Origin of the sequence: Streptomyces sp. ISL-1, from assembly GCF_018614585.1 — a bacterium.
GTDB lineage: Bacteria > Actinomycetota > Actinomycetes > Streptomycetales > Streptomycetaceae > Streptomyces > Streptomyces maoxianensis.
Map to the genome: position 1 here is coordinate 73,347 of NZ_JAGGOI010000001.1, position 24,887 is coordinate 98,233.

At 70.5% G+C, this 24,887-nt stretch carries 18 protein-coding genes and 1 pseudogene; 13 read left to right on the forward strand and 6 right to left on the reverse strand.

Annotated features, from left to right (window positions below; genetic code table 11):
* Window positions 1–8: 8 nt before the first annotated feature.
* The 8 genes from J7E87_RS00340 to J7E87_RS00375 all read left to right on the forward strand — a co-directional run bounded on the left by J7E87_RS00340 (window position 9) and on the right by J7E87_RS00375 (window position 10,835).
* Window positions 9–239 carry a hypothetical protein gene (locus tag J7E87_RS00340; RefSeq protein WP_215088871.1) on the forward strand — a complete coding sequence of 77 codons (231 nt, stop codon included), beginning with the start codon at window positions 9–11 and terminating at the stop codon, window positions 237–239.
* Between the two features lie 249 nt (window positions 240–488).
* Window positions 489–932: a hypothetical protein gene (locus tag J7E87_RS00345; RefSeq protein ID WP_215088872.1), complete on the forward strand. Its 444-nt coding sequence runs from the start codon at window positions 489–491 to the stop codon at window positions 930–932.
* 67 nt (window positions 933–999) lie between these two features.
* On the forward strand, window positions 1,000–1,836 hold the full coding sequence (locus J7E87_RS00350; protein WP_215088873.1) for a protein kinase: 837 nt from the start codon (window positions 1,000–1,002) through the stop codon (window positions 1,834–1,836).
* A 196-nt stretch (window positions 1,837–2,032) separates the two neighbouring features.
* A complete protein-coding gene (locus tag J7E87_RS00355) occupies window positions 2,033–3,001 on the forward strand; it encodes a serine hydrolase (RefSeq protein ID WP_215088874.1) in 969 nt (322 codons plus the stop codon).
* 118 nt (window positions 3,002–3,119) lie between these two features.
* Entirely contained in the window at window positions 3,120–6,887 is a 3,768-nt protein-coding gene (locus J7E87_RS00360) for an ABC transporter ATP-binding protein (RefSeq protein WP_215088875.1), read from the forward strand.
* 304 nt (window positions 6,888–7,191) lie between these two features.
* Complete coding sequence (locus J7E87_RS00365) at window positions 7,192–8,814, forward strand: hypothetical protein (protein WP_308312789.1); 1,623 nt, start codon at window positions 7,192–7,194, stop codon at window positions 8,812–8,814.
* Window positions 8,815–8,882: 68 nt separating this feature from the next.
* The gene (locus J7E87_RS00370) at window positions 8,883–9,293 is read left to right on the forward strand and encodes a hypothetical protein (RefSeq protein WP_374195107.1); all 411 of its coding nucleotides are present in this window, start codon (window positions 8,883–8,885) and stop codon (window positions 9,291–9,293) included.
* Between the two features lie 108 nt (window positions 9,294–9,401).
* Window positions 9,402–10,835, forward strand: a complete 1,434-nt coding sequence (locus J7E87_RS00375; protein ID WP_215088876.1) for a S28 family serine protease — start codon at window positions 9,402–9,404, stop codon at window positions 10,833–10,835.
* Between the two features lie 46 nt (window positions 10,836–10,881).
* Here the strand turns inward: J7E87_RS00375 and J7E87_RS00380 are convergent, their stop codons facing one another.
* From J7E87_RS00380 to J7E87_RS00390, 3 genes are all read right to left on the reverse strand, one after another.
* A complete protein-coding gene (locus J7E87_RS00380; protein ID WP_215088877.1) occupies window positions 10,882–11,595 on the reverse strand; it encodes a hypothetical protein in 714 nt (237 codons plus the stop codon).
* A gap of 133 nt (window positions 11,596–11,728) precedes the next feature.
* Entirely contained in the window at window positions 11,729–13,546 is a 1,818-nt protein-coding gene (locus J7E87_RS00385) for a glycoside hydrolase family 3 protein (RefSeq protein ID WP_215088878.1), read from the reverse strand.
* A gap of 170 nt (window positions 13,547–13,716) precedes the next feature.
* Window positions 13,717–14,616 carry a LysR family transcriptional regulator gene (locus J7E87_RS00390; protein ID WP_215088879.1) on the reverse strand — a complete coding sequence of 300 codons (900 nt, stop codon included), beginning with the start codon at window positions 14,614–14,616 and terminating at the stop codon, window positions 13,717–13,719.
* 104 nt (window positions 14,617–14,720) lie between these two features.
* Here J7E87_RS00390 and J7E87_RS00395 point away from each other — a divergent pair, with 104 nt between their 5' ends.
* Window positions 14,721–15,677, forward strand: a complete 957-nt coding sequence (locus tag J7E87_RS00395) for an EamA family transporter (protein WP_215088880.1) — start codon at window positions 14,721–14,723, stop codon at window positions 15,675–15,677.
* Here the strand turns inward: J7E87_RS00395 and J7E87_RS00400 are convergent.
* The 3 genes and pseudogenes from J7E87_RS00400 to J7E87_RS00410 form a co-directional block, all read right to left on the reverse strand.
* Window positions 15,580–16,341, reverse strand: a pseudogene (locus J7E87_RS00400) (sugar phosphate isomerase/epimerase family protein); the annotation flags it as partial. The gene J7E87_RS00395 and the pseudogene J7E87_RS00400 overlap by 98 nt on opposite strands.
* Complete coding sequence (locus J7E87_RS00405) at window positions 16,338–17,273, reverse strand: helix-turn-helix domain-containing GNAT family N-acetyltransferase (RefSeq protein WP_215088881.1); 936 nt, start codon at window positions 17,271–17,273, stop codon at window positions 16,338–16,340. The pseudogene J7E87_RS00400 and the gene J7E87_RS00405, both read right to left, overlap by 4 nt.
* A gap of 110 nt (window positions 17,274–17,383) precedes the next feature.
* Window positions 17,384–18,448 carry a LacI family DNA-binding transcriptional regulator gene (locus tag J7E87_RS00410; protein WP_215088882.1) on the reverse strand — a complete coding sequence of 355 codons (1,065 nt, stop codon included), beginning with the start codon at window positions 18,446–18,448 and terminating at the stop codon, window positions 17,384–17,386.
* 200 nt (window positions 18,449–18,648) lie between these two features.
* Between J7E87_RS00410 and J7E87_RS00415 the strand changes: the two genes are divergently transcribed.
* From J7E87_RS00415 to J7E87_RS00430, 4 genes are all read left to right on the forward strand, one after another.
* On the forward strand, window positions 18,649–19,800 hold the full coding sequence (locus tag J7E87_RS00415; protein ID WP_215088883.1) for a Gfo/Idh/MocA family protein: 1,152 nt from the start codon (window positions 18,649–18,651) through the stop codon (window positions 19,798–19,800).
* Window positions 19,797–20,939 (forward strand): dihydrodipicolinate synthase family protein, encoded by a 1,143-nt coding sequence (locus J7E87_RS00420; protein WP_215088884.1) that lies wholly within the window; start codon window positions 19,797–19,799, stop codon window positions 20,937–20,939. The genes J7E87_RS00415 and J7E87_RS00420 overlap by 4 nt, the downstream gene beginning before the upstream one ends.
* 65 nt (window positions 20,940–21,004) lie before the next feature.
* Window positions 21,005–21,802 (forward strand): sugar phosphate isomerase/epimerase, encoded by a 798-nt coding sequence (locus tag J7E87_RS00425; RefSeq protein WP_215088944.1) that lies wholly within the window; start codon window positions 21,005–21,007, stop codon window positions 21,800–21,802.
* A gap of 764 nt (window positions 21,803–22,566) precedes the next feature.
* A complete protein-coding gene (locus tag J7E87_RS00430; RefSeq protein WP_215088885.1) occupies window positions 22,567–24,774 on the forward strand; it encodes an ATP-dependent RecD-like DNA helicase in 2,208 nt (735 codons plus the stop codon).
* The last annotated feature ends 113 nt before the right edge of the window (window positions 24,775–24,887 follow it).

Genomic DNA, 24,887 nt, shown 5'->3' on the forward strand with positions numbered 1-24,887 from the left:
TTCTGCCCATGGCGAGCAACCAGCAGACCAGACCAGGCGTCGGTGAACTGGCCAAAGACACAGCCAGTGGCCGCGTAGGCGTTGTCATGGGTGAGATCGGAGGTCGTGTGCAGATGCGGCCGATGCAGGGCGGCATTGAGTGGGACGCCATGCCCGACAAGGTCGTGGCACTCAGTGCGCGGGAAGAGCTGAGCGAACGCCTGGCCGTGAAGAACAACAACAGCCGGGTCGGCCTGTGATGCGCGTCATCGGCAGGTACGCCGGGGTCCTGTTCAACATCTGCATCAGCGGCTCGTGCGACTTGGTCCTCGGGATGGCCCTCGGTACCAGCCAGTAGACCGGTCCGCCCTGGATGGGTGCCAACTGCGGCTCCCCGTCCCCGTTCAGGGCGGGCCATCCAAACCCAGTCTCTGTCGTCTATGAGCCGAGCTCGGCGGCAGGAGTGGGAGTAACTGCCATGCACTGCCTCAATTCAAGGAGACGTACGCATGACTGCAACGGCGAACGACCACACGACCGGCCGCGCGGTGGCCGGCGAGGAGCTGTTCGAGAGCCTCGCCCACTTCGTGGTTACCCATGACGGGCAGACGCCCGAGCGTGCCGAGCGGATCGCGGACCAGGCCGTCGGCTTCCTGGTCACCGCAGCCACCGCCACCGTCCCGATGGTCCCGTCCGACGACGTCGACCTCGGCCTCCACGCGCTCATCCTGCACACCAAGGAGTACGCCGCACTCTGCGAGACCCACGCCGGCCGCTTCCTGCACCACAACCCGAAGCCAGGCGGAGGCGCCCGGGACCCGAAGCTGGTCGCCGCGTCGGCGCACGCCATGAAGGCGGCAGGGTTCATGGTCTTCGACGACCTGTGGACCGTGAACGGCGAGAACCTCGCGCAGTGCGACTCGGACTGCGGTCGGCCCTACGGTCAGGTGTAGTCCTCGGTGACTGCGACGCGGTCGGCCTTTGCCGGGTCGGCCGCGCCGCTTGGAAGGAGAAGCGACCTTGTCCGGCCCAACCTTTGAACTGCCGCTCGTGGTTCTCGACGCGCTCATGCCCACGGCTCAGCGTCTCGTACTCAACCGCCGGGGCTCCACGGTCTGGGAGGTGGCGAGCCACCGCGGCCGGTACGCCGTGAAGCTCGGCTATCCGATCGAGGCAGCACCCGAGTGGCCTGCTCAGCCCTGGACGGGTCTCGCACCCGCGCGTGAAGGTGTTGTTCTGCACCGCCTCGGCTGCGAGGAGATCGCGTACGGCGAGTGGGAGCGCGGGACGTGGAACATCCAGCCATGGCATGAGGGCCCCGACCTGTACCGGCTGTGGGAGCGGTGCCGTGCCAAGGGCTCGTCGGTCGAACCGCACACGAGCGTTGCCCTGGGCTGCGCCGAGGCCCTGGCCGAACTCCATTCCAAGGGCTGGGCCCACGGGGATGTGCAGCCGGCTCACTTCATCGTCGGCCCCGAGCGGACGCACCTCATCGACCTCGCCCTGGCCCGTGGTGGGCACGTGCCTGAGGGGTACGACTTCCCATTCCGCGGCTGCCTCGTCCACTACGAGGCTCCAGAGATCGCACGAAGCGTGCTCGCCACCGGAGAGGCTGAGCCAACGCAGGCCGCTGACATCTACGCCCTCGGCGCGTCTCTGCTGATCTCCGCCACCGGGTGGCGGGCGGTCGAGTACCCGGACGACGCGCCGCGTCCTGTACAACGGCAGGCAGTCGCGAATGGCAAACGTCGGCCCGTGACTGTAGCCGGTGAGCTAGGCACGTTGATCGAGGCGATGCTCAGCCCCGCGCCCGGCGAACGGCCAACCATCTACGAGGTCGGCAAGGCCCTGAGCTGAGCGTCCCCTCCAAGGTCGCCCCCGCCGGGCGGGCCGCCCGCAATCTCACCTTCGAGGGGCTGACCCTTCAGCCCGGTGGCCCGACCCATACAAGACGCGGTACAAGCCGTACAACTTTTCAGCCACTCGTGAGTCATGTGGAGCGGGTGCGCCGCAGAAGCGCACCCCCTCCAGCTCAAGGGGACGGAAAGCCTCCATGACTCACCACCGAATAACGGGCCGCACATCACGGCGCGCCCGTGCCGCCGCCGCGGTCATCGCCGCTGTCGTGCTGGTGCCGCTGGCCGCGGGCGCGACGCCCGCGGCGGCCGCGACGCCGACGGTCAGCTGCACCTCCGGCAAGTCGGGACTTGCCGCCAAGCTGACCCAGGACATCACCGCCTCGCTCGTCGGCCGCGCCTCCACGGCCGCCGTCGCCGTGCGCGACAACACCACGAACACCACCTGCGGGCTGCGGATCGGCGAACGTTACGACTCCGCCAGCGTCGTCAAGGTCACCGTCCTTACGACGCTCCTGTGGGACGCGCAGAAGACCGGTCGTCAGCTGACCGACCGCGAGAAGCAGCTTGCCTCCGACATGATCACCAAGTCGGACAACGCTGCCACCAGCGCACTGTGGAAGCAGCTCGGCGTCACCAAGATCCAGGGCTTCCTCAATGCCGCCAAGATGTCCCGCACGATCCCCGGCTCGGGCGGCTACTGGGGCCTCACCCAGATCAGCGCCGGCGACCAGATGCTCCTGCTGAATCTGCTGGCCCTGAAGAACACAGTCCTCACCGACGCCTCGCGCGGCTACACCCTCGGGCTGATGTACAAGGTCGTCGCCTCGCAGCGCTGGGGCGTCTCGGCCGGCGCACCGAGCACTGCCCGCGTCCAGATCAAGAACGGCTGGCTCTCGCGGGCCACGCACGGCTGGCGCGTCCACAGCGTGGGCGCCTTCACCAGCGGCGGCCACAGCTACACGATCTCCGTGCTGACGCACGACAACAGCTCCATGCAGTACGGCGTCGACACCATCCAGAGGGTCGCCCGCGCGGTCCACAAGGACTTGGCCCCCGCGGCCACGGCGACGGCCGAGGTCTTCACGCCGCCCGCCGTCCCGCAGGAGGCCCTGCCGGGCACCCCGGAGACGGCCCCGAGGGATGCGGTCCCCGCCACCCGTTGATCACTCGTTGATCACCGCCGTGGCCCGTTCCAAGCCACGATTTGTTGCAGCGGGATGAAATCCCCTGCTTGCCGCGTTGGTGCCTTCCGGTAGACCAGATCAAAACGGGAGGCACCACGTGGCGTCGGCAGAGCAGTCGGCAGATCAGGGGTGGGCGCGGCGGCTGTCCGGATACGCCTGGCGATACCGGCGCAACGTGATACTCGCGCTCGGTTCCTCGCTCGCCGGCATGGCCGTCATGGCGCTCGTGCCTCTGATCACCAAGGTCGTCATCGACGACGTCGTCGGCGACCGGACCAGCTCCCTCGCGCTGTGGACCGGGCTGCTGGTCGTCGCCGCACTGGTCGTCTACGTCCTCACCTTCGTCCGCCGCTACTACGGCGGCCGCCTCGCGCTCGACGTCCAGCACGACCTGCGTACCGAGATGTACGGGACGATCACCCGCCTCGACGGACGCCGCCAGGACGAACTGTCGACCGGACAGGTCGTCGGCCGCGCCACCAGCGACCTTCAGCTCATCCAGGGCCTGCTCTTCATGCTCCCGATGACCATCGGGAACATCCTGCTCTTCCTCATATCCCTGGTGATCATGGCGTGGCTGTCGCTGCCTCTCACCCTGATCGCGATCGCCGTCGCCCCCGCCATCTGGTTCATCGCCAAGCGCAGCCGCACCCGGCTGCACCCCGCCACGTGGTACGCGCAGAGCCAGGCCGCCGCTGTCGCGGGCGTCGTCGACGGTGCCGTCTCCGGCGTACGTGTCGTCAAGGGCTTCGGGCAGGAGGACCAGGAGACCGGCAAGCTGCGCGAGGTGAGCCGCAAGCTTTTCGCGGGGCGGCTGCGCACCGTCAAGCTCAATGCGAAGTACACCCCCGCCCTTCAAGCCGTCCCCGCGATCGGGCAGGTCGCGATGCTGGCGCTCGGCGGCTGGCTCGCCACCCGCGGGCAGATCACGCTTGGCACGTTCGTCGCCTTCTCCAGCTATCTCGCGCAGCTCGTCGGCCCGGTCCGGATGCTCGCCGTGGTGCTGACCGTCGGACAGCAGGCGCGGGCCGGCGTGGAGCGCGTACTGGAGCTGATCGACACCGAGCCGACCATGAAGGACGGCACGAAGGAACTCCCGGCGGACGCCCCCGCCACCGTCGAATTCGACGACGTGAGCTTCGGCTACGACGAGAAGCGCCCGGTCCTCGACGGCTTCTCGCTGGAGATCAGGCCCGGTGAGACCGTCGCCGTCGTCGGCTCCTCCGGCAGCGGCAAGTCGACCGTCTCGCTGCTGCTGCCCCGCTTCTACGACGTGACGCACGGCGCGGTCCTGGTCGGCGGCCACGATGTGCGCGAGCTGACCTTCGACTCGCTGCGCGCGGCCATCGGGCTGGTGCCGGAGGACAGCTTCCTCTTCTCCGACACGGTGCGCGCGAACATCGCGTACGGAAAGCCGGACGCCACCCAGGAGGAGATCGAGACCGCGGCGCGCGCCGCGCAGGCCGACCGCTTCATCGCCGAGCTGCCCGGCGGCTACGACACCAAGGTCGGCGAGCAGGGCCTCACCCTCTCCGGCGGCCAGCGCCAGCGCGTCGCGCTCGCCCGCGCGATACTCACCGACCCCCGGCTGCTTCTCCTCGACGACGCCACATCGGCCGTCGACGCACGCGTCGAGCACGAGATCCACGAGGCGCTCAGATCGGTCATGGCCGGGCGTACGACCCTGCTGATCGCCCACCGCCGCTCCACCCTCGGCCTCGCCGACCGCATCGCCGTGCTGGACGGCGGACGGCTCGCCGACATCGGCACCCACGAGGAGCTGACGCGCCGCTCGGCCCTGTACCGGCGACTGCTGACCGACCCGGACGAGCTCGGCGGCGTATCGCCGGGACACACCCCGCTGCCGGCCGTCGATCTGGAGGAGGACCACACCGTACGGGACGAACTCGACGCCGAGTTCGACGCCGAGCGCGGCATAACGCCCCGGCTGTGGGAGCGCGAGGGGACCGGGGGGCAGGAAACGAACACAGCGTCGTCGTCCCTCATAGCCTCCGGCGCGGGTGGTACTCCCATGCCCGGCGCGACGCCCGAGCTGCTCGCCCAGGTCGAGGCGCTGCCCCCGGCGGACGGCACCCCCGGCATCGACGAGGACCGGGCCGTGCGCCCCGAGCACGAGTACGGGCTGCGCCGGCTGCTCGGCGGCTTCGGCCTGCCGCTGCTGGTCGGCCTGCTGCTGGTGGCTGTCGACGCCGGTATGGGTCTGCTGCTGCCGGTACTGATCAGGCACGGCATCGACAAGGGCGTAACCCAGATGGCTCTCGGCGCGGTATGGGCGGCATCCGCGCTCGCGCTGGTGAGCGTGATCGTGCAGTGGGCAGCGCAGACCGGCGAGTTCCGGATGACGGGCCGCACCGGTGAGCGGATCCTCTACTCGCTGCGCCTGAAGATATTCGCGCAGCTCCAGCGGCTCGGACTCGACTACTACGAGCGCGAGTTGACCGGCCGGATCATGACGCGGATGACCACGGACGTGGACGCCCTGTCCACGTTCCTGCAGACCGGACTGGTCACCGCGTTCGTCTCGGTGGTCACCTTCTTCGGCATCATGGCCGCCCTGCTCGTCATCGACGTACAGCTGGCGCTGGTGGTCTTCGCGACCCTGCCGGTGCTGATCGTCGGCACGTACTTCTTCCGCAAGCGGAGCGTGAAGGCGTACGAACTGGCCCGTGAGCGCATCAGCGTTGTCAACGGCGACCTCCAGGAGTCCGTGTCCGGACTGCGGATCGTCCAGGCCTTCCGGCGCGAGCGCGACGGCGCGGGCCGGTTCGCCGCCCGCAGCGACAGCTACCGCCAGGCGCGGGTCCGCGGCCAGTGGCTGATCTCGGTCTACTTCCCCTTCGTCCAGCTGCTGTCCACGGTGGCCGCGGCGGCCGTGATGATCGTCGGCGCCGGCCGGATCGAGGCGGGCACCCTGACCGCCGGCGCGCTCGTCGCGTATCTGCTGTACATCGATCTGTTCTTCGCCCCCGTGCAGCAGCTCTCCCAGGTCTTCGACGGCTACCAGCAGGCGACCGTGTCCCTCAGGCGCATCCAGGAACTGCTGCAGGAGCCGACGTCGACAGCCGCCGCCAAGGAGCCCCTCGATGTGCTGTCGCTGCGCGGCGAAATCGCCTTCGAGGACGTGAAATTCTCCTACGGTGACGAGGAAGCCGCCCTCACCGGCATCGACTTGCGCATCCCGGCCGGTCAGACTGTCGCCTTCGTCGGCGAGACCGGCGCGGGAAAGTCGACGCTGGTCAAGCTGGTCGCGCGGTTCTACGACCCGACGGCCGGCCGGGTCACCGCCGACGGCATCGATCTGCGCGAGCTGGATCTGACGGCGTACCGGCACCGGCTCGGCGTCGTCCCGCAGGAGGCGTACCTCTTCGCGGGCACGGTCCGGGACGCCATCGCCTACGGCCGCCCCGGCGCGAGCGACGCCGAGGTGGAGGCGGCGGCGCGGGCCGTCGGCGCGCACGACATGATCGCCACCTTTGACGGCGGCTACCTCCACGAGGTCTCCGAGCGCGGCCGCAACCTCTCGGCGGGTCAGCGCCAGTTGATCGCCCTGGCCCGCGCAGAGCTCGTCGATCCGGACATTCTGCTGCTCGACGAGGCGACCGCGGCCCTCGACCTGGGCACCGAGGCCCAGGTCAACCAGGCCACGGACCGTCTCACCGGCCGCCGCACCACGCTGGTCGTCGCCCACCGCCTGACGACGGCGGCGCGCGCGGACCGGGTGATCGTGATGGACGGCGGCCGGGTCGCCGAGGACGGCACCCACGACGAACTGCTCGCGCTGGAGGGGCAGTACGCGATGCTGTGGCGCACGTTCATCGGGGAGGACGAGCCGGCCACCGTGTGAGGGTGCGTTGCAGGCAGGACGGAGTCCGGCCGGTCGGCCGAAGCTTATGAGGCCCCCAGGGGTTGAGCAACGCGGGGGCGACGAAGAGGAGGTGCGCGACGCTGTGGCGCACCTTCATCGGGGAGGACGAGCCGGCGCCGGTGTGACCCGGCCCCGCCTGCCGCCGGTTAAGTACAGCGGAGTTGGACGAAGAACCAACACCGGTCCGGCCGCGACACGCCTTTCGCGCCGCCGGGAGGAGCCGAATCCCTGATAAACCAGGATCAAGCCGACGGAGGCTCTGAATCCGGTGAAGGGCAGGCACGTGAACACCCCCAAGATCGACGATGCTTCGGCGCCGCCAACCATGCCCTCGCCCTCCGCGGTGGGGTGGCGACAGCGCTCCCACGACGTCACCACCCCCCTCCCGGCCACTGTCCGTCCACCCTCCGAATCCGAACCTGTCCGCCGCCGCACCGACGCGGCCGGGCGAACCGTCGTGTACACCGCGGTGCTGCTGCTGACCCTGCTTCTGCTGCTGCTGATCCAACGACTGCCGTGGAACGGCGACCTCGGCCTCCACGCCGCGACGATCGAGCGGCTGCGAGCCGATCTGATCCACCCGGGCAGCCCGCAGGTCGATGCCGACACCGACAGCCCGTACTACTCACCGTGGACCGTGCTGCTCGCCCTGGTGGCCAAGGCGACCGGAGCGACCGCCTTCACGGTGCTGCGGATCGCGGCCCTGATCACGCTCCCCCTGCTGCTCACCGGTATCCGGCACTTCACCCGGACGCTCAGCACGCGCCGGCTCGCGCCACCGCTGGCCGTGCTCTGCCTGCTGCTGCTCTGGGGCCCGCCGCTGTTCGCGTGGAGCGGTTTCCTGGAGCTCGGCTCACTCGCGCTCGTCATCTCGTATCCGAGCACCTTTGTCGTCGCGCTCTCCTTCCACTTCTGGGCGCTGCTCACCAAGGCCCTGCGTACGGCGGCGTCATGGAAGGCATTCCTCGGGCTCGGCCTGATGTGGGCTGTGATCATGCTCAGCCACCAGTTCTCAGGGGTCGTCGCGACCTTCGGGGCGCTGGCCGTGCTGCTCGCCGCACGGCCGTGGCCGGCCAAGGAGACCTGGCTGAAACTGGGATCGGGCATTGTGCTCGGCGTCGCGGCGATCGCCGTGTGGCCGTACTACTCGTTCTTCTCGCTGTTCGCCTTCGACGGGCTGGAGGAGATCCACCACGCGCTGTACAGCGACATGCCCGCACGCTTGGGTCTCGCCCTCCTCGGGGTCGTCGCCCTGCTGTTCCGTTGGCGGCGGGACAAGCGCGACCCGCTGGTGATCCTCTTCGCGCTGGGCACGCTGATGGTCGCGGCCGGCGGTCTCACCGGCCACTGGTCGTGGGGCAGGGCGCTGCCCGCGGCGATCATCCCCGCGCAGTTGGCCATCGCCCTCGCGATCGCGGAAGCCGGGAACAGATTCGTCCGCAACGCCCTCGCGGCGGTCACCGGCGCCGCGCTGCTGTTCGGGGCGTGGACCCAGTCCACGGCGCTCGGTTATGTCTTTGTCGGTGAGGCGCTGCCCCAGGCCGTACGGGAGAAGACCTGGCCGTCCTGGCAGGGCCCCGAGTGGGTGACCCGCGCGGTGAAGCGCGGCGAGACCGTCATGACGACATACCGATCCGGTCTGATGCTGCCGGGGTACGGCATCTACACCGTCGCCCCCGGCTTCGACGACATCTTCCTGCCGGACCAGAAGGAGCGGCACGCCGCCGTTGAGCGCTTCTTCGCGCGCGACACGTCACGCAAGGACCAGCTCGACATCCTGCACCGCTACAACGCCAAGTGGGTCCTGCGGTGGGACCCCGAGGGCGGTCTGCCCTCGAAGGACCCGGCGCTGCGCCTGGTCGACTTCGGGCCCGACGGCCAGGCGTTGTACAAGGTGGTGGGCTGAGCGTCGCAACCATTCAGCTCCCGGCTGCGTCGTACGCATGTACGGAGCCGTGACGAGGGGGCGCACAAGTGTTTGGTGGGGCGGGGAACATAGGTATCGGGCGACGGCTGCTGGCGCAGGGCCTCGCCGTGCTCATGGCCGTGGCCGCCCTCACCCTGGCAGGCCCGGCCACACAGCGCGCCGACGCTGTCGTCTCCGTCTGCACCGGGCGGCCGCTGAAGACAATCAAGTTCGCGACCGGCGAGCTGCGTGTCTACAAGAAGCGGCAGTACGCCTGCGCCCGCACCGTCTCCAACACCCCCGGCACCCGGCGCGCCATGTCCGTCTCCCTCCAGGCGCGTGGCGGTCACCCCGCCGGGGACAGGGGCACCTTCACCCGTCACGCCGGGCCCGTCACCGTGCACGCCCTCAACCGTTGCGTACGGGCCACCGGCGCCGTCTCCGGCGTCGCGGGCTCGACCGGCTGGATCCTCTGCTGACCGGGATGCGTGTCCACTTGACCGAGACCAGTGCCAACTGGGTCTGGCGGGCGAGGCCTTGCCCCGGCTAGGTTCACCGCGATTGCTGGTGAATCAAGGGGAGGGTGAATGCGCAAGGCGCTCAGATGGCTGTTGTCGCTCGTGGTGCTCATTGGCACCATGAGCGCGGCCGGCGCGACGGCCGGTGCGGCTACCGCCGCAGAGCCGACAACCGGCACGGACATCAAGGACCGGATCCTCGCGATACCGGGCATGAGTCTCATCGAGGAGAAGCCGTACCCGGGTTACCGCTTCTTCGTCCTCAACTACACGCAGCCGGTCGACCATCGGCACCCGGACAAGGGCTCCTTCAAGCAGCGGATCACCCTGCTGCACAAGGACACCAACCGCCCCACCGTCTTCTTCACCTCCGGCTACAACGTGAGCACCACGCCGCGCCGCAGTGAGCCGACGGCGATCATCGACGGCAACCAGGTCTCCCTGGAGTACCGGTTCTTCACCCCGTCCCGGCCCGATCCGGCCAACTGGTCCAAGCTGGACATCTGGCAGGCGGCCAGCGATCAGCACCGGGTCTTCACGGCGCTGAAGAAGATCTACGCCAAGAAGTGGCTCGCCACCGGCGGCTCCAAGGGCGGCATGACCGCCACCTACTTCGAGCGCTTCTACCCCCGGGACATGGACGGCGTCGTCGCCTACGTCGCCCCCAACGACGTGGTGAACAAGGAGGACTCGGCGTATGACCGGTTCCTCGAGAACGTCGGCACCAAGGAGTGCCGGGACAAGCTGAACGCCGTGCAGCGCGAGGCACTCGTGCGCCGCGCTCCGCTGGAGGCCAAGTACCAGGCCGCCGCGACCGCCGAGGGTTACACCTTCACGACCGTCGGCAGCCTGGACAAGGCGTACGAGGCCGTCGTCCTCGACTACGTCTGGGCGTTCTGGCAGTACAGCCTGCTCGCCGACTGCGAGTCGATCCCGGCCGCCGCGACCGCCACCGACCAGGAGATCTACGACTCCATCGACGCGATCTCCGGCTTCTCCTTCTACACGGACCAGGGCCTGGGCACGTACACGCCGTACTACTACCAGGCAGGCACCGAGCTGGGCTCGCCCGACATCAAGCAGCCGCATCTGGACGGGCTGAGCCGGTACGGGTACCAGCCGCCGCGGAACTTCGTGCCGCGTGACATCCCCATGCGCTTCAAGCCGTGGGTGATGAACGACGTCGACAAGTGGGTCCGGCACAACGCCCACCAGATGATGTTCGTCTACGGCGAGAACGACCCGTGGGGCGCCGAGCAGTTCCGGGTGGGCCACGGCAGCCGCGACAGCCATGTGTTCGTCGCGCCCGGCGCAAACCACGGGGCCAACGTCGACCGCCTGGTGGCGGACCAGAAGGCGAAGGCCACCGCCGCGATCCTGAGGTGGGCGGGCGTCGCCCCGGCCGCCGTCCAGCAGGACGCCGCCAATGCGAAGCCGCTGACGAAGTACGACGCGAAGCTCGACAAGCGGGACATCGAGCGGGAGCCGGCCCTGCGGCCGTAACTCCCCGCTGGTAAGTGAGTGGGCTGTGCCCGCCGTTGAGTGATCCTCACGGACGGCGGGCACAGCCCACCGGACTCTCACCTCCCAGCCGCACATAGAGCGCCGTCGACGGTGGGCACTGCGCCCTGCTCCGGACCGCTGACGCCACCTCGAACTCCGGTGCCCGCGGGCCCGATCCGTCGCAGGCCGTCTCCTTCACCTGCCCCTTGCCGGCGTTGTAGACGCAGTCGCCGACGACGGTGAGCGGGCCGCCGCCCCCGCCCGGGTCGCCCGGATGCGGCGGTTCCAGATTGCGCATACAGGCGTACCCGCGGCCCACCTCCCCGTCGCCGTCCTCGTCGTCCGCCGGACGGCTCTCGGAGATGTGCAGCACGAAGTCGGTGGCCGCCGGGCAGCCGGGGCCGCTCGCGGGCCGCCCCTCGCCCTGGCCTTCGCCCACACCCTCGCCCTGGCCCTCTCCCAAGCCCTCGTACCGGCCCGCGTACCGGCCTTCGTAGCGGGCGATCACCCGGGCCGTCGCCTTCTCGCTGGTGCAGGGCACTTCTTGGACGTCGCGGCCGCGTGAGCCGCAGTCGCCGGGGCCGAGGAAGACCGGGCCGTACCCGGAGGGCGTGGCAGTGAGGCTCCCGGAGCCGGCGCCGGCCGTTGTGACGCGTCCCGTCGCCTGCTGACAGCCGGCGGTGAGCGCCGACGCCAGCGCGAGTGCCAGTGCCAGTGCCGGGACGCTCACCGCCCTCGCGGACCGACGTTGTGTGCCCATCCGGACCCCCGAGCCCCGGCCCCCCGGCCGGTAGGTCCAGCGTGGCCCGCCGGGGCGGGCGCACGCCAGACGCGCGGAGTGCTTCGGGACCCTTGGGGGAGTGCGCCGGTGGCGCGGGAGGGGTCCGCGTACGTCAGTCGTACGACAGGCCGTGGCCGATGGGATAGAGCACCCGGGCCGGATCGTCCGCCCACTGCACGGGTACGGGCAGCCGTCCCCGGGGCTCGGCGCGGCCCGCGATCACGCGTGCCGCGGCGCGCAGTTCGACATCGGTCCAGGAGTACGCGGCGAGCGCCGCCGCCACGCCGTCGAGCCGTGCGATGTCGTACGGATTTCGGATGGCGAGGGCGACGACCGGTACCCCCGTCGCGGCGAGCCGTGCCACCAGGGTGCGCTGTGGGCTGGTCGCCGAGACGTTGTACGTGCCGACGATCACCGCGTCCTTGCCGGCAGCCGCCGCCACCGCCTCCTCGATCTTCGCCGCGCTGGGGGTGATGCCGGTGGACAACGCCGAGGCGGTGAAGCCCAGTTCGGTGAAGGCCTTCGCCAGTACGGCGGTCGGCGGTCCGGTCGTCCCGCTCGGCGAGGCCGGGTCGGCGCCGACCACCAGTAGCTCCGGCCGGCTGCGCCGGCTCAGCGGCAGCAGCCCGCCCTCGTTGACCAGCAGGGTTGTCGTCCGCTCCGCGATCCGGTCGGCGGCTGCGAGGTGCGCGCCGATGCCGACGGTGCGATCGAGCCGCCGGTGGGAGACGAACGGGTCGCGGAACAGGCCAAGTCGCTCCTTGAGGGAGAGGATGCGCAGGATCGATTCGTCGATACGTGACACGCTGATCTCGCCGCTCTTGACGGCGGTGAGCACACCGTTCCAGGCGACGGCCAGGTCCGGCGGGTTGAGCAGCTGGTCCACGCCCGCCTTCAGCGCGAGCACCGGCACCCGGTGGTCTCCGTACTTGTCCCGTACGCCCTGCATATTGAGCGCGTCGGTGACGACCACCCCGTCGTAGCCGAGCTCCTCGCGCAGGATGCCGGTGAGGATGGGGCGCGACAGCGTGGCCGGGTCATTGCTCGGGTCCAGCGCCGGGAACTGGATGTGCGCCGTCATGATCGAGTCGATACCGGCGGCGATCGCGGCCCGGAACGGCGGGGCGTCGATCTCCTCCCACTGCTGACGGGTGTGGGTGATGACCGGGATGCCGGTGTGACTGTCCACGGTGGTGTCGCCGTGTCCCGGGAAGTGCTTCGAGGTCGCCGCGATGCCCGCGCCCTGATAACCCTTGACCTGCGCGGCGACCAGGCGGGCGACCGCCTCCGGGTCGGCGCCGAAGGACCGTACGCCGATGACAGGGTTGGCGGGATTGACATTGACGTCGGCGACCGGGGCGTAGTTCTGCAGGATGCCCATCGCGGCCAGTTCGGCCCCGGCGATCTGCGCGGCGCCGCGGGCGTCGGACCGTGACCCGCCCGCCCCCAGCGCCATGGCGCCCGGCAGCAGGGTGGCGGGCTTGCCGACCCGGGCGACGATGCCGTGCTCCTGATCGGTGGAGATCAGCAGTGGTACGGGGGTTGGCTGGGCGAGCCCGGCGCGCTGGATGCCGTTGGACAGATCGGCGATCTGGTGCGGATCGCGGGTGTTGTGCGTCCAGGAGAAATAGATGATCCCGCCGACGTGGTACGCGGCGACCAGCTCGGCGGCCGTGCGGACGCCCATCTCCTTGAGATTGAGCTCGATGTCGGCCTGATCGGGGGCGGTGGCGGAGTGCCCGTACACCCGCATCACGAAGAGCTGGCCGACCTTCTCCTCCAGGCTCATCCGGGAGATCAGCCGTTTGAGACGGTCGCGGTGGGACGGGTGGGCGAGGGCGGGGGATGCGGCGGCTACTGCGCCGGCCGCGACGGCGGTGGCGGCGGTCGCGGTGAGGAGGGTGCGTCTTGAGAGGCTCCGGTCGTGCATGGGTGCTCCTTCCGGCCTTGCTCGACAAGGGAGTTGAAGGAAACTTCCAAGGACTCACGGATAGCCGGAAAGTTACTGCCAGGTCAAGGGTGTGGCAACAGAAAGCACGCGCGGCACGCGAAAGGTCACCCGGACGCGGTGGCGATCTGAAGGCGCGCGGCCCGGGCTCCTCACGCGCCCGGCCAGTGCCGCTGGAGCGATTCCACCGTCGCCGTGATCGCGGGGCGGCGCGCCGCGCCCGTGCGCCACAGCGCGTACAGCCGTCGCTTCGGCACCGGATCCAGGTCCAGCGCCCGCACCCCCGTCGGCAGCGCCCCCCGCCCCAGCCGCGGCATCATCGCGATCCCCAGCCCAGCCGCGACCAGCGCGATCTGAGTGTGGTTCTCCTCGGCCCGGTGGACGAGATCGGGCTCGCAGCCCGCCGCGCGCAGCGTACGGATCAGCCAGTCGTGGCAGACCGTGCCCGGCGGCTGGCAGATCCATCGCTGCCCCGCCAGATCCTCGCGGCGCACGGAAGCGCGCGCCGCCAGCGGATGCCCCTCAGGCACCAGGAGATCGCACAGGTCGTCGCCGATGACGGCCTGTTCCACGCCCTCGGGAGCCGGCAGCGGCGCGATGTCCCAGTCGTGCGCCACCGCCAGGTCGATCATCCCGCGGGCCACCAGGTCGATGGAGAGATGCGGGTCGACCTCCGTCATCCGGGCGTCGAGCCCCGGATGCCTGTGGCCGAGTTCGGCGAGCACGCCGGGCAGCAGTCCCCGGGCCGCCGAGGCGAACGCGCCGATGGCGAGCCGTCCGGTCGGCTGCCCCCTGCGCTCCTCCAGGGTGGTCTCGGCGCGCTCGACGATGGCGAGCAACTTCTCGGCGGTGGCGGCCAGATGGCGCGCCTCGTCGGTGAGCGCGACGCCCCGTCCCCGTCGTTCGAGCAGGGTCGTACGCGTCTCCCGCTCCAGCTTGGTGATCTGCTGCGACACGGCGGACGGGGTGTACCCGAGGGCGATGGCCGCGGCAGCCACGGAACCGTGGACGGAGACGGCGTGCAGTGCGCGCAGTCGCCCCAGATCGAGCATGAAGCCGACCTCCCTCTTCTACGGGCATTCATAAGCAACGCTCAATTTCACCATGAAGAAATCCGCGCTGGTGCTACATGGTCGGAGCCGGTGATCCTCGGTGCATGCGTCCCGTACACATCGCACTCGCCGTCCTGGTCGCCGCGGTCTGGGGAGTGAACTTCGTCGTCATCGAGCTCGGTCTCGGCCACTTCCCGCCGCTGCTCTTCTCCGCCCTGCGCTTCTTGGTGGCGGCGCTGCCCGCGGTCTTCTTCGTGGGCCGTCCGAAGGTCGCCTGGAAGTGGGTGATTGGCGTCGGACTCGCCCTGGGCGTGGCCAAGTTCGGGCTGCTCTTCATCGGCATGGACCGTGGCATGCCGGCCGGCCTCTCCTCGCTCGTCCTGCAGATCCAGGCGGTCTTCACGGCTGTCTTCGCTGCCGTCGTCCTCAGCGAACGTCCGGGACGAGTAAGGGTGTTGGGCATGGCGGTCGCGCTGTGCGGCATCGCGGTCGCGGCCTACGACGAGGGCGCGTCGGGACCGGTCCTCGCCTTCCTGCTCGTCATCGCGGCGGCGGCCTGCTGGGGCGTGTCCAATGTGCTGACCCGCAAGGCCTCCCCGCCGGACGCACTGAACTTCATGATCTGGGTCTCGACCGTCCCCGTACTGCCGCTGCTCGCGCTCTCCCTCCTCTTCGAAGGCCCGCGGGCCGATCTGGACGCGCTGCGCGCCCTGGACTGGGGCGGCGCAGGCGCGATCGTCTACGTCGCCTGGGGCGCGACGGTCTTCGGCTTCGGCGCCTGGGGCTTCCTGCTGCACCGCTACCCCGCCTCCGCCGTCGCCCCCTTCTCACTGCTCGTGCCGGTCTTCGGCATGTCGTCCGCGGCGCTGCTGCTCGACGAGTCGGTGAGCCCGCTGCGCTGGGGCGCGGCGCTGCTGCTGGTCGGCGGGGTGGCGCTCACGTCCCTGTCGCGAGCAGGAGCTCCAGGTGCTGTCGTCCCGGAGCCAGCAGCCCCGGCAGGTCAGCCGCCTCCGGATGCCAGCGCTTCTCGTACTCCCAGCACAGCCACGTCTCCTCGGTGAGTGTCGCCAGGCACTCGGCGAGCGGCAGTACGCCCGCGCCGAGCGGCAGCGGCGCGAGGTCGTCGCGTGACGCGACGTCCTTGACCTGGACATAGCCGAGGAAGGGAGCGAGGGCCGCATGTGCCGCCGCCGGTTCTTCGCCGTCGAGCCACGGGTGCACCACGTCCCAGATCGCGCCCGCGTGCTTGTGGCCGACCGGGCCCAGGATGCGGGAGACGGCGGCGCCGGTACGGTGCGAGTCGTGGGTCTCCAGCAGGATCCGTACGCCCAGTCCGGCCGCGGTCTCGGCGGCGGCTCCGAGCCGGCGGGCGGCCGTGGCCTCCGCCTCGGCCAGGTCCTGGTCGCCCCCGCCGGGGAAGACCCGTATGTTCGGCGCGCCCAAGTCCTTGGCCAGCCGCAGCAGTTCGTCGAGCTCCTTGTACACCGGAGCGTCGTCACCGGGAGCCGCGACACCGGTGTACCCGCACACGGTGAGAATCTCCACACCCGCGCGTTCGAACTCCGCCACCACAGCGGCCCGGTCCCGCGCTCCGATCCCCGGATGCACCGGCTCCTCGGGGTCGGCACGCAGCTCGATCCCCTGGTAGCCGGTGTCCGCGGCGAGCGCGACCACGTCCGCGACGGGCATGCCCGGCACGCCGAGCGTTGAGAAGGCGAACTTCATTCGACCGTTCCTTTCTGCAGGGGAAGCCGCCAGTCCTGGCCGACCAGGTCCACTCCGTACGAGCGGTGCGGCTTCTCGGCGACGAGGGTGAACCCGGCACGCTGATAGATCCGCCGGGCCCCGGCCAGTACGTCATTGGTCCACAGCACCAGTTCCCGGTACCCCACATCGCGCGCGAAATCCACGACGGCGCTCACGAGCCGGTCGCCGAGCCCGTGCCCGCGCGCATCCGGTTCCACGAGCAGGAGCCGCAGCCGCGCGGTCGCCGGGGCGTCGTCCCGTACGCACATCACCGACCCGACCGGCCGCCCGTCCAGCTCGGCGATCCACACCCGCTCCAGATGGGGGTCGTGGTCCTGCGCGAAATCCGCGACGATCCGGGCGACGAGCCCTTCGAAGTCGGCGTTCCAGCCGTACTCGGCGGCGTACAGCGCACCGTGCCGCTGCACGACCCACCCCAGATCGCCGGGCCCCGGCTCGCGCATGACGGGCCCTTCGCGGTGGGCCGCCCGCCCGCGGCCGAGGATCTCGCGCACGGTGCGCATCGCCTCGACCAGCCGCGGCCGCTCCTCCGCCGGAACCTTCTCCAGCAGCGCCCCGACGGCCTCCCGCGACCGCTCGTCCAGCAGCGCGGCGGCCTCGCGGCCGCGGGGAGTGAGGGTGATGCGCTGCCGCCGCGGATCCACCTCCGACGGTGCCCGCCCGACCAGCCCCTCCCGCTCGAACTTGGTGAGCAGCCTGCTCAAGTAACCGGCGTCGAGGGAGAGTTCGGCGCGCAGATCGGCGGCGTCGGTACGCGGGCTGTGGGCGAGTTCGTACAGTACGCGCGACTCGGTGAGGCTGTAGGGGGTGTAGAGGTGCTTGCTGTAGTCGAGCGCGCCGATGAGGTTGGTGTAGAAGCGGTTGAACGCGCGGACTTCATTGATCGGCATGAGCTACTCCGGGCTGCTCCGAGCGGCCACCTTTGACTGAGTCAACGGTACGACGGTCTCCGTAGCCCGGCAAGGCGCTGTGCCGGCGAGCGCTCCGTGCGACCGGCCTCTCACCCCTTCCGCGGCGGCGCAGTCGACGCCCGTGCCATCAGCTCCGCGCCGATCGTCGCGATCCCGCCGGGCGGCGGGGCCTCGTTGCCCATCGCCAGACGGCCCGCCCGCGCGCCCGCCTCATGCAGCGGCAGCCGGACCGTCGTCAGCGCCGGGACCGCGTCCACCGAGAAGGGGAGGTCGTCGAAGCCCGCCACGGAGATGTCCTCGGGGATACGTAGCCCCTGGTCGCGCAGGGCCGCGCAAGCGCCCAGCGCCACCGTGTCGTTCGCGGCCACGATTGCGGTCAAGTCCGGGTCACGGCGCAGGAGTTCGAGCGTCGCGTCGTAGCCCGAGCGGCGCGCGTAAGGGCCGTGCACGGTCACGTGCGACTGGTCTTCGTCGATCCCCGCCGCGGCCAGCGCCGCCCGGTGGCTCTCCAGCCGGTGCCGGGTCGTCGTGCGCTCCGGCGGTCCCGCGACGTAACCGATCCGGCGGTGTCCGAGCGCCAGCAGATGCTCGGTGAGCCGCCGCCCGCCGCCCCGGTTGTCGAAGGCGAGCGCGGCGACGACGGCCTCGCTGCCCGGCAGCGGGGGCCGGCCGCACAGCACCACTCGCGTCCCCGCGTCCGCGAGCTTCGCCAGCTTGGCGGCCATCGCGGCGATGTGGTCCGGGTCCTCCAGCGCGCCGCCGGTCAGCACGACGGCCGCGGCCCGTTGCCGCTGGAGCAGGGTGAGATAGGTGAGTTCGCGCTCCGGCGAGCCGCCGGTGTTGCAGACCACGGCCAGTTTCTCGCCGCCTGCCCGCCCCGAGCCCTCCTGCCCGCTGATCTCCGTCTGTGCAGCCCCGGCCATGATCCCGAAGAAGGGGTCGGCGATGTCGTTGACGAGGATGCCCACCAGGTCGGAGGTGGCGGCGGCGAGCGAGCTCGCGGGGCCGTTCAGTACGTAGTCGAGCTCGTCGACCGCCCGCAGCACCCGCTCCCGCGTCGACGCCGCGACCGGGTAGTTGCCGTTGAGCACACGGGAGACGGTGGCCGGGGACACCCGGGCGCGCGCCGCCACATCCGCCAGGGTGACTGTCATCGCTTTCCTCCACGGGAGATGGAACAGGGCCCTTGTCCGGGCCGCTGTCGGCAGGCTAGCGTCATACCGCTTAGAAAGCGCTTGCTACCGCCGCATCGAGGGACCACGACCGTGACGAGGGAACACGGCCGTGACGAGGCACGAGGGAACGCGAAGTATCGAGGGACCGCGAAGTATCGAGGGCATATGGAGGCACCTTCGTGACACGCAGGACAGTGCGGATCGCCATGAACGGCGTCACGGGGCGAATGGGATACCGCCAGCACCTGGTGCGCTCCCTCCTCGCGATCCGCGAACAGGGCGGCCTGGACCTCGGGGACGGCGACGTCCTGTGGCCCGAGCCCGTCCTCGTCGGCCGCCGCGAGCACGCGCTGCGCGAGATCGCCGAGCGGCACGGCCTCGCGCACATCTCCACCGACCTCGACGCCGTGCTCGCCGACGACAGCATCGACATCTACTTCGACGCGCAGGTCACCTCGGCCCGCGTCGCCGCGATCAAGCAGGCCATCGCCGCCGGCAAGCACATCTACACCGAGAAGCCGAGCGCTACCGGCCTCGCCGGCGCGCTGGAGCTCGCCCGCCTCGCCGAGTCCGCCGGCATCAGGCACGGAGTCGTCCAGGACAAGATCTTCCTGCCGGGCATGCTGAAGCTGAAGCGCCTCGTCGAGGGCGGCTTCTTCGGCGAGATCCTGTCCGTGCGCGGGGAGTTCGGCTACTGGGTCTTCGAGGGCGACTGGCAGCAGGCACAGCGCCCGAGCTGGAACTACCGCGCCGAGGACGGCGGCGGCATCGTCGTCGACATGTTCCCGCACTGGGAGTACGTACTGCACGAACTGTTCGGCCGGGTCACCTCCGTCACCGCGCAGATCGCCACGCACATACCGCAGCGCTGGGACGAGCGCGGAAAGCCGTACGCCGCGACCGCCGACGACTCCGCGTACGGCATCTTCCAGCTGGAGGGCGGCGCCGTCGCCCAGATCAACTCCTCCTGGGCGGTGCGGGTGATGCGTGACGAACTCGTGGAGTTCCAGGTCGACGGCACCCACGGCTCGGCGGTCGCGGGCCTGCGCCGCTGCCGCGCCCAGCACCGCTCCGCCACCCCCAAGCCGGTGTGGAACCCGGATCTGGCCGCCACCGAGTCCTTCAGAGACCAGTGGCAGGAGGTGCCGGACAACGGGGAGTTCGAGAACGGCTTCAAGGCGCAGTGGGAGCTGTTCCTGCGCCATGTCGCGCTGGGCGAGCCGTACCACTGGGACCTGCTGGCGGGGGCTCGCGGCGTGCAGCTCGCCGAGCTGGGCCTGAAGTCCTCGGCCCAGGGCCGGCGCTTCGAGGTGCCGGAGCTGTCGCTGTGACGATCAGGCTCCCACACGGGGTGTACGAACCCCGCGCCGAACCGGCCGTGTTCGCGGGCGGGGCCGCATTGGCCTCTCGTACGGTCTTCTCCGCGGCGCATGTCGTGGCCGACCCGTACGCCGACGCGAGCCCCGACTCGCCGGCCGCCGTCGACTGGGACGCCACGCTCGCCTTCCGCCGCCATCTGTGGTCGCACGGCCTCGGCGTCGCGGAGGCGATGGATACGGCGCAGCGTGGGATGGGCCTGGACTGGGGCGGCGCGGCGGAGCTGATCCGGCGCTCGGCGGCGGAGGCGAAGGCGGTGGGCGGCCGGATCGCGTGCGGGGTGGGCACGGACCAACTCGGCCCCGGCGGCGGATCGCTGACGCAAGTGCGCACGGCGTACGAGGAACAACTGGCGCTCGTCGAGGACACCGGAGCGCAGGCGATCCTGATGGCGTCACGCGCACTGGCCTCGGCGGCGCGGACGCCTGACGACTACCTCTCTCTCTACACCCACCTCCTGCGGCAGGCGCGCGAACCGGTGATCCTGCACTGGCTGGGCCCGATGTTCGACCCGGGACTGGGTGGTTACTGGGGCTCTGCCGATCTCGACGCGGCCACGTCGGTCCTGCTCGACGTCATCGCCGGCCACCCCGACAAGGTCGACGGCGTCAAGATCTCGCTGCTGGACGCGCGGCGCGAGATCGACCTGCGCCGCCGCCTCCCTCAGGGCGTCCGCTGCTACACCGGCGACGACTTCAACTACCCGGAGCTGATCGCGGGCGACGAGCGGGGCTTCAGCCACGCGCTGCTCGGGATCTTCGACCCGCTCGGCCCCTCGGCCGCTCAGGCGGTACGGATCCTCGACACCGGCGATGTCGCCGGGTTCCGCAAACTCCTCGACCCCACGGTCGAGCTGTCCCGCCACCTCTTCGAGGCGCCGACCCGCTTCTACAAGACGGGTGTGGTGCTGCTCGCCTGGCTGGCCGGGCACCAGTCGCACTTCACGATGGTGGGCGGGCTGCAGTCGGCCCGCTCGCTGCCGCACCTGTGCCGGGCGTACGAACTGGCCGACGGCCTCGGCCTGTTCCCCGACCCGGGTCTGGCCGAGACGCGGATGAAGTCCCTGCTGACGATGTACGGAGTCGCCCAGTGACCGAGCCGACCGAGCCGACCGAGCCGACCGAGCCGACCGATCTGACCCGCTTCAGCATCAACCAGATGACGGTGAAGCAGCTCACCCTCCCCGAACTCACCGACTCCTGCGTACGCCTGGGCATCCCGGGGGTGGGCCTGTGGCGCGAACCGGTCCGGGCATACGGAGTCGAAGCCGCGGCGAAGCTCGTACGCGACGCGGGGCTGACGGTGACCAGCCTGTGCCGCGGCGGCTTCTTCACCGCGATCGACCCGGCTGAGCGGGCGCGCGCCCTCGCCGACAACCGCACGGCGATCGACGAGGCGGCGGCGCTCGGCACGGACACCCTGATCCTGGTCGCGGGCGGCCTCCCCGCGGGCAGCCGCGACCTGCCGGCCGCGCGGGAACGCGTCGCGGACGCGCTGTCGGTACTGGCTCCCTACGCGGGAGAGCGGGGCGTACGGCTGGCGATCGAGCCGCTCCACCCGATGTACGCGGCGGACCGATGCGTGGTCTCGACGCTGAAGCAGGCGCTGGACCTCGCCGAACGCTTTCCGGCGGTGCAGGTCGGCGTGGTGGTGGACACGTACCACATCTGGTGGGACGAGGCGGCGCCGGCCGCGGTGGCGAGGGCGGGCGCGGCGGGCCGTATCCACGCCTTCCAACTGGCGGACTGGACAACCCCGTTGCCGGCGGGGGTGCTGACCGGCCGGGGCCAGCTCGGGGACGGCGTGATCGACATGCGCGAGTGGAAGGGCAGGGTGGAGGCGGCGGGGTACGGGGGCGCGATCGAGGTGGAGCTGTTCAACGAGGGGCTGTGGGCGCGGGACGGGGAGGAGGTCCTGGGGGAGGTGCTGGCGCGGTACGAGGAGTTCGCGGGGTAGGGGGTTGTTGGCGGGCGGGGGCGGGCGCGGCGGTCCGTGGCGCGGGCCGCGGGGGTTCGCAGTGCGGGGGCCGGGGTGCGGGCCGTGGGGGTTCGGGGTGCGGGTGTTGGGGCTGTCCGAGGTGCCCGGGGCCGTTGTGGTGCCGGGCGCCGGGGGCCTCCGGAGGGCGCGCCCGGACTGCTTTCCTCGCGGGACCTCCGCTCGTTCCTCGCTACGGTCCCGCTGCGCCGCTCTACCTCCGGGCTTTCCCCCTCCTACGACCCAGCCTCCCCCTGACGGGACCGGTGTGCGGCAGCACACGGGCCGCTCCGGGACCTCGGGCTGCAGGGGGACGCGCAGGGGTCGTGTCCGGGACGTAAAGCGACGCAACTCGCGCGAAGCGCGGTGAGGAAAGCAGCCCCGGATACGAGCCCCGGAGCGGCCCCAGACCCGCACACCGCGGCCCCCCGCCCCCCGGACGCCCAGGACCCGCACCGCGGCTCCACGCACCAGCAACAGCCCCGCACCGCGGCCCCCGCACGAGATCCCCAAAAAATAACTCCCCGCTGTCGTGCAACCCTTTTCGTGTGACGACAGTCGTACCTGTCATCAAGGCTCCCGGGGAGGGATCTGGGGGGATTCGGGGAGCCCTTGACGGAGGGGAAACAGAGGGGCCCGGTCCTAGGACCGGGCCCCCTCGACCGTTCCGGGCCACCCCACGGACGCCGACGCGGAGTTGTCCACAGGCCACCCGCACTGTCGGACCCCGGCGGTAGCGTCGGATCATGTCCAATCTCGCAGTGGTCGAAGGGGTCCTGGAGCGGATCACGTATGCCAACGAGGAGACCGGCTACACCGTCGCCCGCGTCGACACCGGCCGCGGCGGAGCCGATCTCCTCACGGTGGTCGGCTCGCTGCTCGGCGCGCAGCCGGGCGAGTCCCTGCGTATGGAGGGCCGCTGGGGCTCCCACGCCCAGTACGGCAAGCAGTTCACGGTGGAGAACTACACCACGGTCCTGCCGGCCACGATCCAGGGCATACGCCGCTATCTCGGCTCGGGTCTGATCAAGGGCATCGGCCCCAGAATCGCCGAGCGCATCGTCGAACACTTCGGCGTCGACACCCTCGACATCATCGAGCAGCAGCCGAAGAAGCTCGTCGAGGTCCCCGGACTCGGCCCGAAGCGGACAAAGTTGATCGGTGCCGCCTGGGAGGAGCAGAAGGCCATCAAGGAGGTCATGATCTTCCTCCAGGGCGTCGGCGTCTCGACGTCCATCGCGGTGCGCATCTACAAGAAGTACGGGGACGCCTCGATCTCGGTCGTGAAGAACCAGCCGTACCGCCTGGCCGCCGACGTCTGGGGCATCGGCTTCCTCACCGCCGACAGGATCGCCCAGGCCGTCGGCATACCGCACGACAGCCCGGAGCGGGTCAAGGCGGGCCTGCAGTACGCCCTGTCGCAGTCCGCCGACCAGGGGCACTGCTTCCTGCCCGAGGAGCGGCTGATCGCGGACGCGGTGAAGCTGCTCCAGGTGGACACCGGCCTTGTCATCGAGAGCCTCGCCGAACTCGCGGGCGAGGAGGAGGGCGTCGTCCGGGAAAAGGTCCCGGCCCCGGACGGGGGAGAGGACCTGACCGCCGTCTATCTGGTGCCCTTCCACCGCGCCGAGATCTCGCTCGCCGCCCAACTGACCAGACTGCTGCGGACCGAGCAGGACCGGATGCCGGCCTTCCATGACGTCGTCTGGGACAAGGCGCTGGCGTGGCTGGCGGAGCGTACGGGCGCGGCGCTGGCGCCCGAGCAGGAGCAGGCGGTCAAGCTGGCCCTCACCCACAAGGTAGCCGTGCTGACCGGTGGCCCCGGCTGCGGCAAGTCGTTCACGGTCCGCTCCATCGTGGAGCTGGCCCGCGCCAAGAAGGCGAAGGTCGTGCTCGCTGCCCCCACCGGCCGCGCGGCCAAGCGGCTCGCCGAGCTCACCGGCGTGGAGGCGTCCACCGTGCACCGGCTGCTGGAGCTGAAGCCCGGCGGGGACGCGGCGTACGACCGGGACAGGCCTCTGGAGGCGGACCTGGTGGTGGTCGACGAGGCGTCCATGCTCGATCTGCTGCTGGCGAACAAGCTGGTCAAGGCGGTCGCCCCCGGCGCGCATCTGCTGCTGGTGGGGGACGTGGACCAGTTGCCGAGTGTCGGCGCCGGCGAGGTACTGCGCGATCTGCTCGCGGACGGTGGCCCGGTGCCCAATGTCCGGCTGACCCGCATCTTCCGGCAGGCTCAGCAGTCCGGTGTCGTCACCAACGCGCACCGCATCAACTCCGGTGTGCAGCCCATCACTTCGGGGCTCTCCGACTTCTTTCTCTTCGTGGAGGAGGAGACGGAGGACGCGGGAAAGCTCACCGTGGACGTGGCGGCACGCCGAATTCCCGCAAAATTCGGCTTGGATCCGCGGCGCGATGTGCAGGTGCTCGCGCCCATGCACCGCGGCCCGGCCGGCGCCGGCACTCTCAACGGCCTTCTCCAGCAGGCCATTACTCCCGCGCGGCCGGACCTTCCCGAGAAGCGCTTCGGCGGCCGGGTCTTCCGCGTCGGCGACAAGGTCACCCAGATTCGCAACAATTATGAGAAAGGCAAGAACGGCGTCTTCAACGGCACGGTCGGCGTGGTCACCTCGCTCCAACTGGACGATCAGCGGCTGACGGTGCTGACGGACGAGGACGAGGAGGTTCCGTACGACTTCGACGAGCTCGACGAGCTGGCACACGCGTACGCCGTCACCATCCACCGTTCGCAGGGCAGCGAGTACCCCGCGGTAGTGATCCCGGTCACCACCGGAGCCTGGATGATGCTCCAGCGGAATCTCCTCTACACGGCGGTGACCCGGGCGAAGAAGCTCGTCGTGCTGGTCGGCTCCCGTAAGGCGATAGGACAGGCGGTGCGCACTGTTTCCGCGGGTAGACGCTTCACCGCGGTGGACCACCGGCTGGCCGGCGGCTGACTCGGAGGGCTCCGCCGCCCGGGGGAAGCCCCCGGCCCCGCGGGGTGGGAAAGGCCACCCCGGTTTCCGGAACCTGCGTGGACGGGGCAAGATAAGCAGGTTGGCGGCACTGA

What these genes read in the sequence shown, in the direction of transcription:
- J7E87_RS00340 (WP_215088871.1), top strand. Translation starts at nt 9, where the DNA reads ATGGCGAGCAACCAGCAGACCAGACCAGGCGTCGGTGAACTGGCCAAA.
- J7E87_RS00345 (WP_215088872.1), top strand. Translation starts at nt 489, where the DNA reads ATGACTGCAACGGCGAACGACCACACGACCGGCCGCGCGGTGGCCGGC.
- J7E87_RS00355 (WP_215088874.1), top strand. Translation starts at nt 2,033, where the DNA reads ATGACTCACCACCGAATAACGGGCCGCACATCACGGCGCGCCCGTGCC.
- J7E87_RS00375 (WP_215088876.1), top strand. Translation starts at nt 9,402, where the DNA reads ATGCGCAAGGCGCTCAGATGGCTGTTGTCGCTCGTGGTGCTCATTGGC.
- J7E87_RS00380 (WP_215088877.1), bottom strand. Translation starts at nt 11,595, where the DNA reads ATGGGCACACAACGTCGGTCCGCGAGGGCGGTGAGCGTCCCGGCACTG.
- J7E87_RS00385 (WP_215088878.1), bottom strand. Translation starts at nt 13,546, where the DNA reads ATGCACGACCGGAGCCTCTCAAGACGCACCCTCCTCACCGCGACCGCC.
- J7E87_RS00390 (WP_215088879.1), bottom strand. Translation starts at nt 14,616, where the DNA reads ATGCTCGATCTGGGGCGACTGCGCGCACTGCACGCCGTCTCCGTCCAC.
- J7E87_RS00395 (WP_215088880.1), top strand. Translation starts at nt 14,721, where the DNA reads ATGCGTCCCGTACACATCGCACTCGCCGTCCTGGTCGCCGCGGTCTGG.
- J7E87_RS00405 (WP_215088881.1), bottom strand. Translation starts at nt 17,273, where the DNA reads ATGCCGATCAATGAAGTCCGCGCGTTCAACCGCTTCTACACCAACCTC.
- J7E87_RS00410 (WP_215088882.1), bottom strand. Translation starts at nt 18,448, where the DNA reads ATGACAGTCACCCTGGCGGATGTGGCGGCGCGCGCCCGGGTGTCCCCG.
- J7E87_RS00425 (WP_215088944.1), top strand. Translation starts at nt 21,005, where the DNA reads ATGACGGTGAAGCAGCTCACCCTCCCCGAACTCACCGACTCCTGCGTA.
- J7E87_RS00430 (WP_215088885.1), top strand. Translation starts at nt 22,567, where the DNA reads ATGTCCAATCTCGCAGTGGTCGAAGGGGTCCTGGAGCGGATCACGTAT.